The organism is Aeribacillus sp. FSL M8-0254, assembly GCF_038008845.1.
GTDB classification, from domain to species: domain Bacteria; phylum Bacillota; class Bacilli; order Bacillales; family Aeribacillaceae; genus Aeribacillus; species Aeribacillus composti.
Map to the genome: position 1 here is coordinate 330,798 of NZ_JBBOZY010000001.1, position 14,203 is coordinate 345,000.

Annotated in this window: 17 protein-coding genes, 1 tRNA gene and 1 pseudogene (1 of these 19 running past the window's edge); 17 read left to right on the top strand and 2 right to left on the bottom strand. The window is 37.9% G+C overall.

The features are described 5' to 3' along the window. Positions 1-48: 48 nt before the first annotated feature. Positions 49-633 (bottom strand): annotated as a pseudogene (locus NSQ44_RS01640) (rhomboid family intramembrane serine protease); the annotation flags it as partial. 97 nt (positions 634-730) lie between these two features. Between NSQ44_RS01640 and acpS the strand changes: the two are divergent. The 15 genes from acpS (at position 731) to NSQ44_RS01715 (ending at position 13,158) form a co-directional block, all read left to right on the top strand. Next, complete coding sequence (acpS, locus tag NSQ44_RS01645; RefSeq protein ID WP_094244992.1) at positions 731-1,093, top strand: holo-ACP synthase; 363 nt, start codon at positions 731-733, stop codon at positions 1,091-1,093. Between the two features lie 123 nt (positions 1,094-1,216). Further along, positions 1,217-2,233, top strand: coding sequence for a LolA family protein (locus NSQ44_RS01650; RefSeq protein WP_094244993.1), 1,017 nt, complete (start codon positions 1,217-1,219; stop codon positions 2,231-2,233). 113 nt (positions 2,234-2,346) lie between these two features. Then, positions 2,347-3,501 (top strand): alanine racemase, encoded by a 1,155-nt coding sequence (gene alr, locus NSQ44_RS01655; protein WP_340854605.1) that lies wholly within the window; start codon positions 2,347-2,349, stop codon positions 3,499-3,501. Between the two features lie 147 nt (positions 3,502-3,648). Continuing rightward, positions 3,649-3,930 carry a CopG family ribbon-helix-helix protein gene (locus NSQ44_RS01660; RefSeq protein WP_063388229.1) on the top strand — a complete coding sequence of 94 codons (282 nt, stop codon included), beginning with the start codon at positions 3,649-3,651 and terminating at the stop codon, positions 3,928-3,930. Between the two features lie 4 nt (positions 3,931-3,934). Next, positions 3,935-4,285, top strand: a complete 351-nt coding sequence (ndoA, locus tag NSQ44_RS01665; protein WP_063388230.1) for a type II toxin-antitoxin system endoribonuclease NdoA — start codon at positions 3,935-3,937, stop codon at positions 4,283-4,285. A 476-nt stretch (positions 4,286-4,761) separates the two neighbouring features. Further along, positions 4,762-5,877 (top strand): IS4 family transposase, encoded by a 1,116-nt coding sequence (locus NSQ44_RS01670; RefSeq protein ID WP_340854607.1) that lies wholly within the window; start codon positions 4,762-4,764, stop codon positions 5,875-5,877. 197 nt (positions 5,878-6,074) lie between these two features. Further along, on the top strand, positions 6,075-6,908 hold the full coding sequence (locus tag NSQ44_RS01675) for an STAS domain-containing protein (protein WP_130158217.1): 834 nt from the start codon (positions 6,075-6,077) through the stop codon (positions 6,906-6,908). Beyond that, entirely contained in the window at positions 6,908-7,270 is a 363-nt protein-coding gene (locus NSQ44_RS01680) for an STAS domain-containing protein (RefSeq protein ID WP_063388242.1), read from the top strand. Before NSQ44_RS01675 ends, NSQ44_RS01680 begins: the two co-directional genes overlap by 1 nt. 1 nt (position 7,271) lies before the next feature. Further along, a complete protein-coding gene (locus tag NSQ44_RS01685; RefSeq protein ID WP_063388232.1) occupies positions 7,272-7,673 on the top strand; it encodes an anti-sigma regulatory factor in 402 nt (133 codons plus the stop codon). A 9-nt stretch (positions 7,674-7,682) separates the two neighbouring features. Continuing rightward, positions 7,683-8,690: a PP2C family protein-serine/threonine phosphatase gene (locus tag NSQ44_RS01690; protein ID WP_340854610.1), complete on the top strand. Its 1,008-nt coding sequence runs from the start codon at positions 7,683-7,685 to the stop codon at positions 8,688-8,690. 60 nt (positions 8,691-8,750) lie between these two features. After that, a complete protein-coding gene (locus tag NSQ44_RS01695) occupies positions 8,751-9,074 on the top strand; it encodes an anti-sigma factor antagonist (protein ID WP_063388234.1) in 324 nt (107 codons plus the stop codon). Next, entirely contained in the window at positions 9,074-9,556 is a 483-nt protein-coding gene (rsbW, locus tag NSQ44_RS01700; protein WP_094244997.1) for an anti-sigma B factor RsbW, read from the top strand. Before NSQ44_RS01695 ends, rsbW begins: the two co-directional genes overlap by 1 nt. Further along, complete coding sequence (gene sigB, locus NSQ44_RS01705) at positions 9,522-10,307, top strand: RNA polymerase sigma factor SigB (RefSeq protein ID WP_094244998.1); 786 nt, start codon at positions 9,522-9,524, stop codon at positions 10,305-10,307. Before rsbW ends, sigB begins: the two co-directional genes overlap by 35 nt. After that, positions 10,304-10,903, top strand: coding sequence for a PP2C family serine/threonine-protein phosphatase (locus NSQ44_RS01710; protein ID WP_063388237.1), 600 nt, complete (start codon positions 10,304-10,306; stop codon positions 10,901-10,903). Before sigB ends, NSQ44_RS01710 begins: the two co-directional genes overlap by 4 nt. A 98-nt stretch (positions 10,904-11,001) precedes the next feature. Continuing rightward, positions 11,002-13,158 carry a Tex family protein gene (locus NSQ44_RS01715; protein WP_340854614.1) on the top strand — a complete coding sequence of 719 codons (2,157 nt, stop codon included), beginning with the start codon at positions 11,002-11,004 and terminating at the stop codon, positions 13,156-13,158. 142 nt (positions 13,159-13,300) lie between these two features. Here the strand turns inward: NSQ44_RS01715 and cmpA are convergent, their stop codons facing one another. Next, a complete protein-coding gene (gene cmpA / locus NSQ44_RS01720) occupies positions 13,301-13,414 on the bottom strand; it encodes a cortex morphogenetic protein CmpA (RefSeq protein WP_094245000.1) in 114 nt (37 codons plus the stop codon). A 169-nt stretch (positions 13,415-13,583) separates the two neighbouring features. On the opposite strand from cmpA, the gene NSQ44_RS01725 reads away from it, so the two are divergent. Then, positions 13,584-14,042, top strand: a complete 459-nt coding sequence (locus tag NSQ44_RS01725) for a SprT family protein (RefSeq protein WP_063388239.1) — start codon at positions 13,584-13,586, stop codon at positions 14,040-14,042. Between the two features lie 135 nt (positions 14,043-14,177). Beyond that, positions 14,178-14,203, top strand: a tRNA-Asn gene (locus tag NSQ44_RS01730) (it continues 49 nt past the right edge of the window).

A 14,203-nucleotide genomic window follows, 5' to 3' on the forward strand; every position in this document is an offset into this window, starting at 1 on the left:
TTCCTGTCGAACCGGTTGATGATAATACGTATAATGAATGAAGCTTGGTTTTTTGCGGACAAACACTTTACCTAGCAAAAATCCAGCCAGAAGTCCTGTTACATGTGCAACTACATTGATATGGGCATCAATAAAAGACAGTACGAGAGCTATGGCTGTAACCGTTAAGATCATTTGAGAGTTTTTTTGATCCATATATTCCTTTCGGAAAAAACAGATGAACATGTACGTGCCCAAAATGCCAAAAATCGCCCCTGAAGCTCCTGCATGAGAATAATCCATTGGCATGATCAAATAGGTTGCAATGTTAGCTATAATGCCTGATGCACTGTAAATGACCAGAAAATAAATTGACTTTACCATTCGTTCCAGCGGCGGGGCAAAAATAATAAGTGTGATTGTATTAAACAAAAGATGGGAAAAGCTAGTATGCAAAAAAATTGGTGTAATGAGCCGCCACCATTCCCCTGAATGAACCCCTGCATTGTATCCGGTTAAAAAAGAAAATAGAAGCGTAAAAATTGGGAAAGAAAGTTTCATCATAATCCATAACACAACATGTATGCAGCTTATGATCGTAACAGCAGGATAAAGGCGAATAAAAGTGTGAAGGCTTTCTGTTCTGCGAAACATGTGAATTCTCCTTTTCAACAGGACAAGTATTCTATAATCATTTGTATGATTTTCAATTTATAAATAGTACAGTAGAAAATTAAAGGGATGTGATGGTGTGATCGTTGGGATTGGACTTGATATCGTTGAAATGGACAGGATGAAAGAGATTATGGAGCGGAGATCAAACATTATTGACAGAATCTTATCGTTTCGCGAAAAGGAAATCTTTAATAAATTGCGGGATTCAAGACAATTGGAGTTTTTGGCAGGCAGATTTGCCGCTAAAGAAGCATTTAGCAAAGCATTAGGGACAGGAATCGGAAAGACAGTGGGCTTTTTAGATATTGAAATTTTACATGATGAAAAAGGGAAACCGATCATTGTGCAAAATATTACATCAGACCGGGTGTTTGTGACAATCACTCATTCAAAAAAATTTGCTGCTGCACAAGTAATCATTGAAAGCCTGTCAAGCTAGTCTGCATATTTGCTGACCTTGCCTCATATAGTTGTAATGCGGTAGGGGAGACAAGTCAGAAATTGTTCACTGACTCTTCAAAACTTCCTAGTGACGCTAATTGAGGCAAAGGGGTTGAAAAATTTGACGAGAGGCGTAAAGCTCGTGATTGTCTGTTTGCTTTTTGTGGGATTAATATCTGCATGTGGCGTAAAATCAAAAGAAGACGTTTCAAGTGCATTGAACAAAAAAATTGAAGAATTAAAAGGCTATAAGGTGAACGCCAAAATGACGATCAAAACAGCGGAAGAGCCGCATGTGTATGAAGTGGAAATTTGGCACAAAAAGCCCCATTATTATCGAGTGCTATTAAAAAATGATGACAGGGATCAAAGCCAGATTATTTTAAGAAATGATGATGGGGTATTTGTTCTGACTCCTGCTTTGAACAAAAGCTTCCGTTTCCAAAGCAATTGGCCGCAAAATTCGAGTCAAGCTTACCTGTTTGAATCGCTTGTCCAAGATATATTGAAGGATAAAGAAGCGAAATTCGAAGTCGGGGAAAAGAACTATGTATTTGAAACAAAAACCAATTATCAAAACAATCAAATGCTCCCATACCAAAAAATTGCATTTCATAAGAAAAATTTGACACCTTCATATGTGAAAGTGATGGATGTTGATCGGAATGCGCTCGTTTCTGTTGAATTTTCCAATTTTGAATCGAATCCAAAATTTGATAAAAATGCCTTTGAAATAGAAAAAACGATGTCCAATGCCCAAGTGGATATTCCTGTTTTGGCTCAATCAGCGAACAAACAATTTGCTGTTCTTTATCCGCTTAAAGAAGACTTGCCGGAAGGTGTCGATCTCGTCCAAGAAAAAGAGCTGAATACAGATAGCGGAAAACGAGTAGTATTAACTTACGGAGGCGAAAAATCATTTACTCTTATTGAGGAGCTTGCGGAAGTTTCACCAGTTACCTCTTCAGAATTTGTCAGCGGAGAGCTGGTCGACTTAGGGTTTGCAGTTGGAGCGCTGACCGACAATTCTTTAACATGGACATATAATGGTGTGGATTATATGCTCGCTTCAAACGAACTGACGCAAGAAGAAATGATTGCAGTTGCTCGTTCTGTACAAAGCCAATCAGGGAAGTAGTAAAATTGAGCGGCAAAAGAAACGATCTTCTGCCGCCTTTTTTATGTACTATTGTTTAAAAAGAAACAGTGATATAAAATAAACAAAACGATATCGTTGGAGATGAAATTAAGATGCAGAACTATTTCCGAGATACATGGGCAGAAATTAATTTAGATCATATTGAAGCGAACATTCATGGATTAAAGGAACATTTGCCGAATGAAACTGAAATTATTGCTGTTGTGAAAGCTAATGCTTATGGTCATGGAGATGTGGAAGTTGCCCAAGCAGCATTGTCAGCAGGTGTTTCTAAATTAGCAGTCGCTTTTCTAGATGAAGCATTGAAATTGAGACAAGCAGGAATAAAGGCCCCTATCCTCGTTTTAGGAGCGGTAAGACCAGAAGATGTTACAGTTGCAGGAGAAAATGGGATAAGTGTGACTGCCTATTCAGCTGAATGGCTGGAAAGTGCGGGAAAATATTTAGGGAAAACATCAGTCAACATCCACTTGAAATTAGACACAGGTATGGGACGGATCGGAATAAGAGATAAAAAAGAACTCGAACAAGCCATTTCGCTCATAAAGGGACAGCAGTTATGTCGATTAGAAGGTATATTCACTCATTTTGCCACAGCAGACGAACACGATACAGCATATTTTGAACAGCAATATGAACGTTTCCTGGAATTATTGCAAATCGTGGATACAGACGGTTTGATTATTCATTGTGCTAACAGTGCTGCGACTCTTCGCTTTCCAACAAAAACTTTTAATGCGGTTCGCTTTGGCATTTCCATGTATGGTTTGGCGCCATCGGAATTTATCAAAAGCACGCTGCCTTTTCCGTTATATGAAGCCTTTTCTTTACACTCAAAGATTGTTCATATTAAAAAAATAAAAAAAGGGGAAAAAGTAAGTTACGGAGCAACATACGCAGCGAAAGAGGAGGAATGGATCGGTACGGTTCCAATCGGTTATGCTGATGGATGGATTCGAAAATTGACTGGTTCGGAAGTTCTTGTCGATGGAAGGCGCGTTCCTATTATCGGGCGCATTTGCATGGATCAACTGATGATTAAGCTTCCGGAAAAAAAACCTGTCGGGACAAAAGTGACACTTATCGGTTCACAAGGCAATGACATGATTTCAGTTGATGAAGTGGCCAAACGGCTGGAAACGATTAATTATGAAATTCCATGCATGATCAATTGGCGGGTTCCTCGGATTTATATAAGAAATGGAGGCAAAACAAACGTAAGAAATCCTCTGCTTACTGAAAAATGAAGAAACTTGAATAAAATATTCATATCAATGCCGATAATATTGAAGAAATTATTTGAAAAATGGCTTTGCTTCAACGAATATAAATGTTAATATTAATATTGGAATAAAATGATTTCGGCTTTGTAGGAACGGTGGAGGTGTATTTTGGTGTCTGAATCCAGCTCAACAACGGAAATTATTGTTCGATTGCCACAAGCACTTGTTTCTGAATTAGATGGAATCGTGAAACAGGAAAACGGAAACAGAAGTGAATTTATTTATCAAGCAATGAAAATGTATTTGAGAGAGCGTAAAAAACGCCAAATTCGCGAGTCAATGAGACGCGGTTATATGGAAATGGCGAAGATCAATCTAAATATTGCATCGGAGGCTTTTCTGGCAGAGTATGAGGCTGAACACACCGTTGAACGCTTAGTTAGCGGGGGGTAATCTTTTGATTGTTAAACGCGGCGACGTTTATTTTGCTGATTTATCCCCTGTAGTTGGTTCAGAGCAAGGCGGCGTTCGTCCAGTTTTAATTATCCAAAATGATATAGGGAATCGTTTTAGTCCAACGGTGATCGTAGCCGCTATTACAGCACAAATTCAAAAAGCAAAATTGCCGACTCATGTTGAAATTGATGCGAAAAAATATGGATTTGAACGGGATTCGGTCATTTTGCTTGAGCAGATTAGAACGATTGATAAACAACGATTAACGGATAAAATTACCCATCTTGATGATGAAATGATGGATAAAGTGGACGATGCCTTACAAATCAGTTTAGGGCTGATCGATTTCTAATATTTTTTACGTATATTTCAACGATCTTTTCAAAAGGACTGCCTGCAGGTAGAATGTTTAAGATAAATAAGATTGAAAAAATGTCCACAGTTGCGAAACTGTGGTATTTTTGATTTTTGCACAAAAATGAACAGACGTGCTGACAAGCTGCATTCGCTTTTTTAAACGAGGAAGCATTTAATAACAGCATCTTCCATAGTCGAGAAGTGAAAGGAAGATTTGCCGCATTCCCTTTATAAAATAGCTGTAAGCAATGAATGCGACAGCTTAGCAGATATTGTGGAAGAAAAATGATAAAAACGGGAACATATCTATAATTTTTTTTTATTTTTCTATCACTAGCATTGCAGTAATTAAATCTGATGATTCAAAATACTAAGAATGTTCAATTTTTTATTGATTTCGAAACAAAAAAATCCTTTACAATGGAAGTACAGGTGGTTCCTGTCCAAATCCAATCGTAAAGGATAACCATTATGGACAAGAATACACTAATTTCATCATTTGGTAAATGGGTTTCACCCATAAATATTCAAAAACTTAGCGAACAAGTCAAAGAATTGAAACAGGACTATTACACAAAAAAGCTGACAACAGAAGCCTATATTAAACTTTTATTGGTAGCCCAGCTGCTCGAATTTAAGAGCTTAGAGGAAATGAGTGATGCACTTGTAGACGAAGATCTTCAAAAAGCACTCGGATTTGAATCGATAAGTGCCTCTCAGCTATCCCGAAAAAACAATCAGATCCACCCACTAATTCTTGCAAATTTGTTCTTGGATCTTGTTTGGAAAATTCAACGGCACCATTATCAAAACGGAAAGAATATGCCACTGAAAATCATTGATTCAAGTACACTCCCGTTGAATTTGACCCATTATAAATGGGCAAAATTCCGTCAAACAAAAGCTGGTGTAAAGCTACACTTACGGCTCGTTTTCATGGATCAAGACACCGTCTATCCTGAAAAAGCAGTGATTACGACAGCAAAAGAACATGACCGAAATCAACTCGAAGTCCTAGTGGATGATCAAGAAGCCATGTATGTGTTTGACCGCGGTTATGTGGACTATGAACGTTTTGACCGGATGACAGATGATGGCTATTTCTTCGTTTCAAGACTGAAGAAAAACGCAGTCATTCGTGAAGTCTATACATTTTCACTTCCTGATGATTGTCACGTTCTATCCGATAAAATGGTCTACATTGGTACCACACAAAATCGTACTGAAAATGTCTATCGTCTACTAGAAGTTATGGACACAAAAGGGAACTTACTTCGTTTCATCACCAACCGATTTGATTTAAAACCAGAAGAGATAAGTGATATTTACCGATCTCGCTGGGCTATTGAACTCTTTTTCAAATGGCTCAAGCAACACGTGGAAATTAAGCACTTTTATGGAATGAGTGAAACAGCTATTCAAAATCAAATTTTCTTAGCCCTTATCACGTATTGCTTACATGTTCTCATTCAATTGGAGATGAAAAGTAAGAAATCCCTACTTCGAATTACTCGTTGGTTAAAGAGAGCTCTGTGGAAACCAGCTTATGTTTGGTTGCGAAAATTTGATGGGCGAGCCAGTCCATAATCTCCCTTTTGTCGTTGTCGCTCTGGTTTAACTGTATATATTTACCAAATGGACAGTGCCACCTTTCTTTAGGTTTTGTCTTTTTGGCACAAATTCACAAAAATTAATTAACAAAAAAATTCCAACTATATTTATGCAATGCTAATGTTTTTCTATAAAAGTTGAAAAGGCAAAGTTTTTGAAAGGAGACATGCAACATGTCACTGAAAATTTCTGAAATAGTTGAATTTATCCGAATGCATCGAGACGAGATTATGAAGGATTGGATTGATCGCTTCAACAAGGCTGATGCCCAATCAATTTCCGCTGAGTCTGATCAAATTGATCAAGCAATTGCTGCAGAATATGTGAATATTCTCATCGAATGGAGCAAAAACAAAGAAGATGAATTTTCCAGAAAAATTCATGAATTTTCAAAACGGATTGTCCAGCTTGACTGGCCAATGGACAAAATTGCTCAATGCTTACATACTTTTGAAAAAATATTATTTGCTAAATTGCTTGAGAAACAAATACCGGGTGATCCGCTTGAATTATTATCGGAGATAGAGAAAGTTACCTCACCGGTTAATCGGGAAGTATTTCTGCAATATACCTCTTCATATGAAAGAACCATTAATCTCCAAAAAATGGCTCTGCAAGAATTGTCTGCGCCGTTGATTCCGGTTTTTGATAGCATCACTGTTATGCCATTGATTGGAACGATTGATACGGACCGTGCCAAAAGAATTATGGAAAATTTATTAAAAGGGGTCGTTAAATATCGTTCTGAAGTGGTGCTGATTGATATAACCGGTGTGCCTGTTGTGGATACGATGGTAGCCCATCACATTATACAAGCTGCAGAAGCAGTTCGTCTTGTAGGAGCAAAAAGCTTGCTTGTCGGCATTCGCCCTGAAATTGCGCAAACGATAGTGAATCTAGGCATTGATTTAAGTCAAATTACGACGAAAAATACCCTTCAAAAAGGCATCGAAGCTGCGCTTGAAATGACCAATCGAAAAATTGTTTCAATGGGTGAACGCAGATGATGAAAACGTCAAAAATACCTATTTTAAAACTGTATAATAATCTATTAATTTCAATACAGTGGGAGCTGGACGACAAAACAGCGATGCAATTTCAGGAAGATTTATTAAAGAAAATTCATGAAACAGGAGCAACAGGTGTTGTCATTGATTTAACTTCGGTTGATGTCATTGATTCATTTATCGCCAAGATTTTAGGGGACTGTGTCAACATGTCTAAGTTAATGGGGGCGACGGTCGTATTGACAGGTATTCAGCCTGCAGTGGCTATTACACTGATCGAATTAGGCATTGAACTGGAAGATATTCATACTGCGCTTGACTTGGAAAAAGGGCTGGAATTGCTTAAGGAGCTGGAGGATTAGAATGGATGGCCAATCCTGTGTAATGATTATGAACGAATGGGATATTGTGGCTGCCCGCCAATTGGGTCGTCATGCTGCGAAAGAACTTGGATTCGGCGCAGTGGACCAAGCCCGGATTACCACCGCAATATCAGAATTAGCAAGGAACATTTATCATTATGCAAATGGTGGGAAAATTTACATCGATAAAATTGAAGAAAAAGAAAAAAAAGGAATTAAAATTACCGCCTCTGATCATGGGCCGGGAATTCCTGATATTCGCAAGGCAATGGAGGATGGATTTACGACGTCAGGAGGACTTGGGGCTGGATTGCCTGGTGTTAAGCGCTTAATGGACGAATTTTATATCGACTCAAAGACAGGCGAAGGGACCGTTGTACAAGTGGTGAAATGGCTTCGTTAGGAGGATTTTATGGCGTTTGATGATGATATTCAAATGAAATATAAAGAGATGTTAGCAAATTACATTCAAGAACTGACCGAACAAGCTTTATATGAAGGGCAGCGCTTCAGTTGGAAAGCAATTGAACATAAAATACCGCCTGAGGAAATCATCAACATCCATTTAAAAGTTTTAAAAGAATTATTTCCAGACATACCAAAAAAAATTTTACATTCCTTTGACTTTTTATTGGAGGTAATGGTTGGATACGGTCTGGCTTATCAAGAACATCAATTTTTGAGGGGCAGGCAGCTTGAACTGAAATCCGAAATTGAAATTGCAGCAAACGTCCAGCAAGCACTGCTGCAAACGAATATTCCAAAAGTCGAAGAATTGGACATAGGGGTCATCAGCGTTCCTGCCAAAATTATGAACGGTGATTATTACCAGTTTGCAGAACATGAAAACACAATGAGCGTTGCGATTGCTGATGTCATAGGTAAAGGCATACCTGCAGCATTGTGTATATCAATGATTAAATATGCGATGGACAGCCTCCTGGAATCAAGGCAAAATCCGAGCTACATATTAGAAAATTTAAATAGAGTTGTTGAACAAAACATCGATGTCAATATGTTTATTACCATGTTTTTTGGTAAGTACGATTTTCGGACGAATAAGATTACATATGCATCAGCCGGACATGAACCGGGCTTTTATTATTGCGCCAGTGAGGATCGCTTTTATGACCTTCAATCAAAAGGGCTTGTTTTAGGTGTTGATCGGCAAGTGAAATATGAGCAATATGAATTAAATCTTTTCCAAAACGATATGATTATTCTTTTGTCAGATGGAGTAACTGAAACAAGAACGAAGGAAGGATTTATTGATAGAGCTGCAGTGACGAGCGCCATCCGAGCTCATTTACATTTGCCTGCTCAGCAAATAGTAGAAAATATTTATAAAGATTTTGAGAAAATGCAAGGTTTTCAATTGCGGGATGATTTCACCTTAATCATTATGAAAAAAAATGTTTAAACGGCTTCGAAAAAGGGTATAAGTGAATGGATGATTTTGTCTTTTATGAGGGGGATCAGAATGAATCTTGAAATTGATATTAAAAGGGAAAAAAAGGTTTCGTATGTGCATCTAAAAGGAGAGATTGATGCCTATACTGCGCCAGCGCTAAAAAATAAACTTGCGCCCATTTCTGAGGAAAGCGAACCTTTTATTGAAGTCAACCTAAAAGATGTTGAATATATGGACTCAACCGGATTAGGAGTTTTTGTCGGATTGTTGAAAACGGTCAGAAAACAAGGCGGAAAGCTGAAATTGACAAATTTGTCGCCGCGGCTGGAGCGCTTATTTCATATTACCGGTTTGGACAGCATCATCGAGATTTCAAGAAAAGGTGAGGATTAATGGATAAATGTATTGATTACATTGAAATGAAAATACCTGCGAAAACTGAGTATATAGGGATTGTCAGATTGACTCTATCCGGTATCGCCAATAGAATGGGGTACACATATGATGACATTGAAGATTTAAAGATTGCCGTCAGTGAAGCGTGTACAAATGCGGTGCAGCATGCCTACGGTCATGATGAAAACGGTGAAGTGAGAATCGGCTTCAGCTTGTTTGAAAATCGATTAGAGATCACTGTTTCAGACGATGGAAAAAATTTTGATTTATCAAAAATGAAAGAAAACACTGGGCCTTATTCTCCTTCCATGCCGATTGAAAAATTGAGCGAGGGCGGTTTAGGTTTGTTTCTAATTAAAACGCTCATGGATGAAGTGACAATCGATATGAACTCAGGAGTAACTGTCAAGATGTCCAAGCTTTTAAATGAGGAGCGAATGAGAAATGAACAAACCTCATGGTCAAAAACGATGCAATAACGAAATCCATGCACTCATTCGTCAAGTTCAGGAAAATAAAGATGAAAAAGCACAAGAACAAATTATTGAACTTTATCAGCCAATTGTTGTTGCACTGGCAAAAAAGTACTCAAGTTCGAAAATGTATCAGGAGGATTTGGTACAGGTCGGGATGATCGGTTTATTGGGAGCGATTGATCGCTTCGACCCAACAGTTGGGAAATCATTTGATGCGTTTGTTGTTCCAACGATTATTGGAGAAATCAAACGCTATCTTCGGGATAAAACGTGGAGCGTCCATGTGCCCCGCAGAATGAAAGAACTTGGACCAAAAATAAATGCAGCGGTGGAGCAGTTGACGAGTCAGCTGGAGCGCTCTCCGAAGGTCAAGGAAATAGCAGAATATTTAGGAGCAGCTGAGGAAGAAGTTTTGGAAGCTATGGAAATGGTCAAAAACTATCATACGCTTTCTGTTGATCACTCAATAGAAGCTGGACCGGATGGAACCGCGGTCACCATTTTAGATCTTGTCGGACAAAAAGACGAGGGCTTGGAACGCATTCTTCAAAAACTGACTATTGAAAACATTATGCACGTTTTAACTGAGAGAGAAAAAGAAATTATTCTACATTCTTTTTATCATAACCGCAGTCAAAAAGAAATAGGTGAAATTTTAGGCATCTCCCAAATGCATGTTTCCAGACTATTGCGCCAAGCATTAAAAAAATTAAAAAAAGCTGTTCACGATGATCCAATGGAGATAGGGCAATGATTCAATATCAAGAAACTGAACATATTCAATTTTTGACATGTCAGGTTGGAAAAGTAGGCAGTGCTTATTGTGGAGACAGTTTTTTCACCTGTACGGACGAGCATAGATTTGTTTGTGTTGTCGCAGATGGGTTGGGAAGTGGACAAGCTGCGCGTGAATCATCTGAAATCATATGCCAAACGGTGAAGCAATACCAGCAGGAAACTGTACATGAGATTTTTAAACAGTGCCATAAGAAATTAAAAGGTAAAAGAGGCGCGACAGTCGGAATATTAAAGGTGGATTTCGTAGACAAAACTATTACATACGGCTCGGTAGGAAACGTTCGTTTCATCTTATATTTGCCTTCTGGGGAATACATTTATCCAATTCCAACCGCTGGATATTTACCTGGTAAAATGAAAAAATATCGCATCCGCACTTTTTCATATGAAAAAGGGTCAAAATTTATTATTCACACTGATGGCCTTTATGCTTCAAACATTAAAACGGCGTTAAAAGATCATTCTTCTATTCACGAGATTGCGAAAGGCTTCAATAAATTTCTTTCCGATCGGACAGATGATTTAACTTATATAATCGGGCAGCTTTTTTAATTGTTGGGACAATCGGATGGATAACGGTTGTCTTTTTATGTTGAAAAAATTTTTGGTAAAATGTTTATGTAGATGGAAATAGTAGTGGAGGCTAAAGAATGTTAAATAATGAGAAAATTTTTCAAATGTTAAGCAGCGAATTATCACTATCCACCAAACAAATTCAAAATGTCATTGCATTGCTTGAAGACGGCAACACCGTTCCTTTTATTGCGCGGTACAGAAAAGAACAAACAGGCGCTTTAAATGAAGTGGAAATACGAAACATTAGTGAACGCTGGCAATACATACAAAACCTTGAAAAAAGAAAAGAAGAAGTTATTCGGTTAATTGAGGAACAAGGAAAACTAACAAAATCTTTACGAAATGAAATACTGGCGGCTGAAAAATTGCAGCAAGTTGAAGACTTGTATCGGCCATACCGGCAAAAAAGAAGAACGAAAGCAACGATTGCAAAAGAAAGAGGGCTTGAGCCTTTAGCCAAATGGATATATTCCTTGCCGCTAGCGGGATCGATTGAAGAAGAAGCCGAAAAATACATCAATGAAGAGAAAGAAATCCATACGGTTGAAGATGCTCTCTCTGGTGCAAAAGATATTATTGCAGAATGGATTTCAGACGATCCGAATTATCGGCAATGGATAAGGGAGCAAACGTTGAAAGAAGGTATGGTCGTCTCAACGTGTAAAGACGAAGAAAAAGATGAGAAAAAAGTATTCGAAATGTATTACCAATATGAAGAACCGATCAGAAAAATCGTTCCCCATCGTGTTTTGGCGTTAAACAGAGGGGAGAAGGAAGGGATTTTAAGGGTGGCAATCGAGCCGCCGACAGAACAAATAGTAGCCTATTTGAAGAAAAAAGTTGTTTCGGATCAAAGGACAATTGCTGCTGATATTTTAATTGAAACGTTGGAGGATGCGTATAGACGGCTTATACAGCCTTCGATTGAGCGGGAGATTAGAAAAGAATTGACTGAAAAAGCTGAAGATCAGGCCATTCGTGTTTTTTCCGAAAATTTAAGAAAACTGCTCCTTCAACCTCCATTAAAAGGAACGATCGTTTTAGGAATCGACCCGGCTTACCGTACAGGATGCAAGCTTGCGGCAGTCGATGAAACTGGAAAAGTTCTTTATATTGATGTGATTTATCCTCATCCGCCAAAAAATGAAATAGAAAAATCAAAACAAAAGCTGATCGATATTATTCAACGCTTCCAAATTGAAGTAATCGCTATCGGCAATGGAACAGCTTCAAGAGAAACAGAACAATTTGTTGCAGATGTAATAAAAGAATTAAAAGAAGATATTTATTATTTAATTGTTAACGAGGCGGGAGCAAGTGTTTATTCAGCTTCTGATTTAGCCCGGGAAGAGTTCCCAGATCTTGAAGTCGAAGAACGCAGCGCAGTATCCATTGCTAGAAGGCTTCAAGATCCGCTTGCTGAATTGGTGAAAATTGATCCTAAATCAATCGGTGTTGGTCAATACCAGCATGATGTATTCCAAAAGAAATTGCATGACTCTTTAACGTTTGTTGTGGAAACAGTTGTCAACCAAGTCGGTGTCAACGTAAATACTGCTTCGCCGTCTCTGTTGCAATACGTATCTGGATTATCAAAAACAGTGGCTCATAATATTGTGAAACGAAGAGAAGAAATCGGGAAATTTGTGAATCGCAACGATTTAAAATCCATCCCACGGCTTGGGGAGAAAACGTATGAGCAATGTATCGGCTTTTTAAGAATATTGGACGGCGACGATCCGCTTGACAGGACGAGCATTCATCCTGAAAGCTATGAAGACGCTAGAAAACTGCTGTCAAGCCTTTCATTGACAGTCGATGATATCGGTACAGAACTGTTGAAAGATAAAATCAGATCGCTGAATATTCAAGAAACTTCAAAAGCCTTGCATATTGGCGAATATACATTGAAGGATATATGCGATGCTTTAATGAGACCGGAGCGCGATCCTCGTGATGAAGTTCCAAAACCTCTTTTGAAAAAAGATGTGCTGCAGCTTGAAGACTTGAAAGAAGGAATGGAGCTGCAAGGAACGGTTCGAAACGTAGTAGACTTTGGTGTATTTGTTGATATCGGCGTTAAACAGGATGGACTTGTGCACATTTCAAAATTAAGCAAACAATATGTAAAGCATCCTTTGGACGTTGTTTCGGTTGGGGACATCGTGACAGTCTGGGTGGAAAAAGTTGATGTTGATAAAGGAAGAGTCGCTTTAACAATGGTTAAATAAATAACAACAGAAATCACGGCTGTCGGCAAAGTCGACAGCTGATTTTTTATCAACCTTATATTGCATGCTGATGGAAGCAAACAACGATCTATCAACCAAAAATTTTGAAAAAAAGTTAGTCTATTCTTTGAGAGTTGTTGAATTATGAGCAGTGCTTTTTTCTATAGAAATACCAGCATTGATTTAATAACTTGATTTGATAAACGTTTTTTTCATAATATGCTTTCTTCATTTGATTTATAAGCCAATTCGGCATTGGTTAATACCTCCTTGGATGTATTGTTCTTTTTGGCTTGCCATTTTATGGTCAAGAAAAAAAGCATATGCTAAAATAAAATATGTGAGTCCGATTAGATGTAGTAATATTTATTGTATGCGTTAAGTTGTTGTCCTGTTCAACATGTTTTTAAAGTAGGTGCAGTACATTGAATGATGACCAGCTTCAAAAACTTGTGGAGCAAATTTCACTATCCTTTTTTGGGAAAAAATTTGTTCACAAAGCGTATTTTAATCACCGTCTTCGAACAACAGGCGGAAGATATTTATTAAACAGCCATGATATTGAAGTGAATAAAAAATATTATGAACAATACGGAATGGACGAATTAATAGGGATTATTAAGCATGAACTTTGCCACTACCATCTTCATATCGAAGGAAAAGGTTTTCGGCATCGGGACTCTGACTTTAAAATGCTTTTAAAAAAAGTAGGTGCACCTAGATTTTGCACACCATTAAGAGAAAAAAATAAAAATAATATTATTTATATTTATAAATGCCTATCATGTATGAGCACTTTTATTCGCCGTAGAAAAATGAACCCAGAACGATATTTATGCGGAAAGTGCGGAGGAAAAATTCAATTTTATAAAAATAATGGTTGACGAAAAGGAGAAAGATATGATAAAGTATAAAAGCCGTCGCTAATTGGATGGCAGTGAAAAACAATATATAACGAACTGTTGACAAAATTATAAATGCTCATTACAATGGTTACAGTCGTCAATTTTTTTCTTCATTCCGCAGTAGCTCAGTGGTAGAGCAT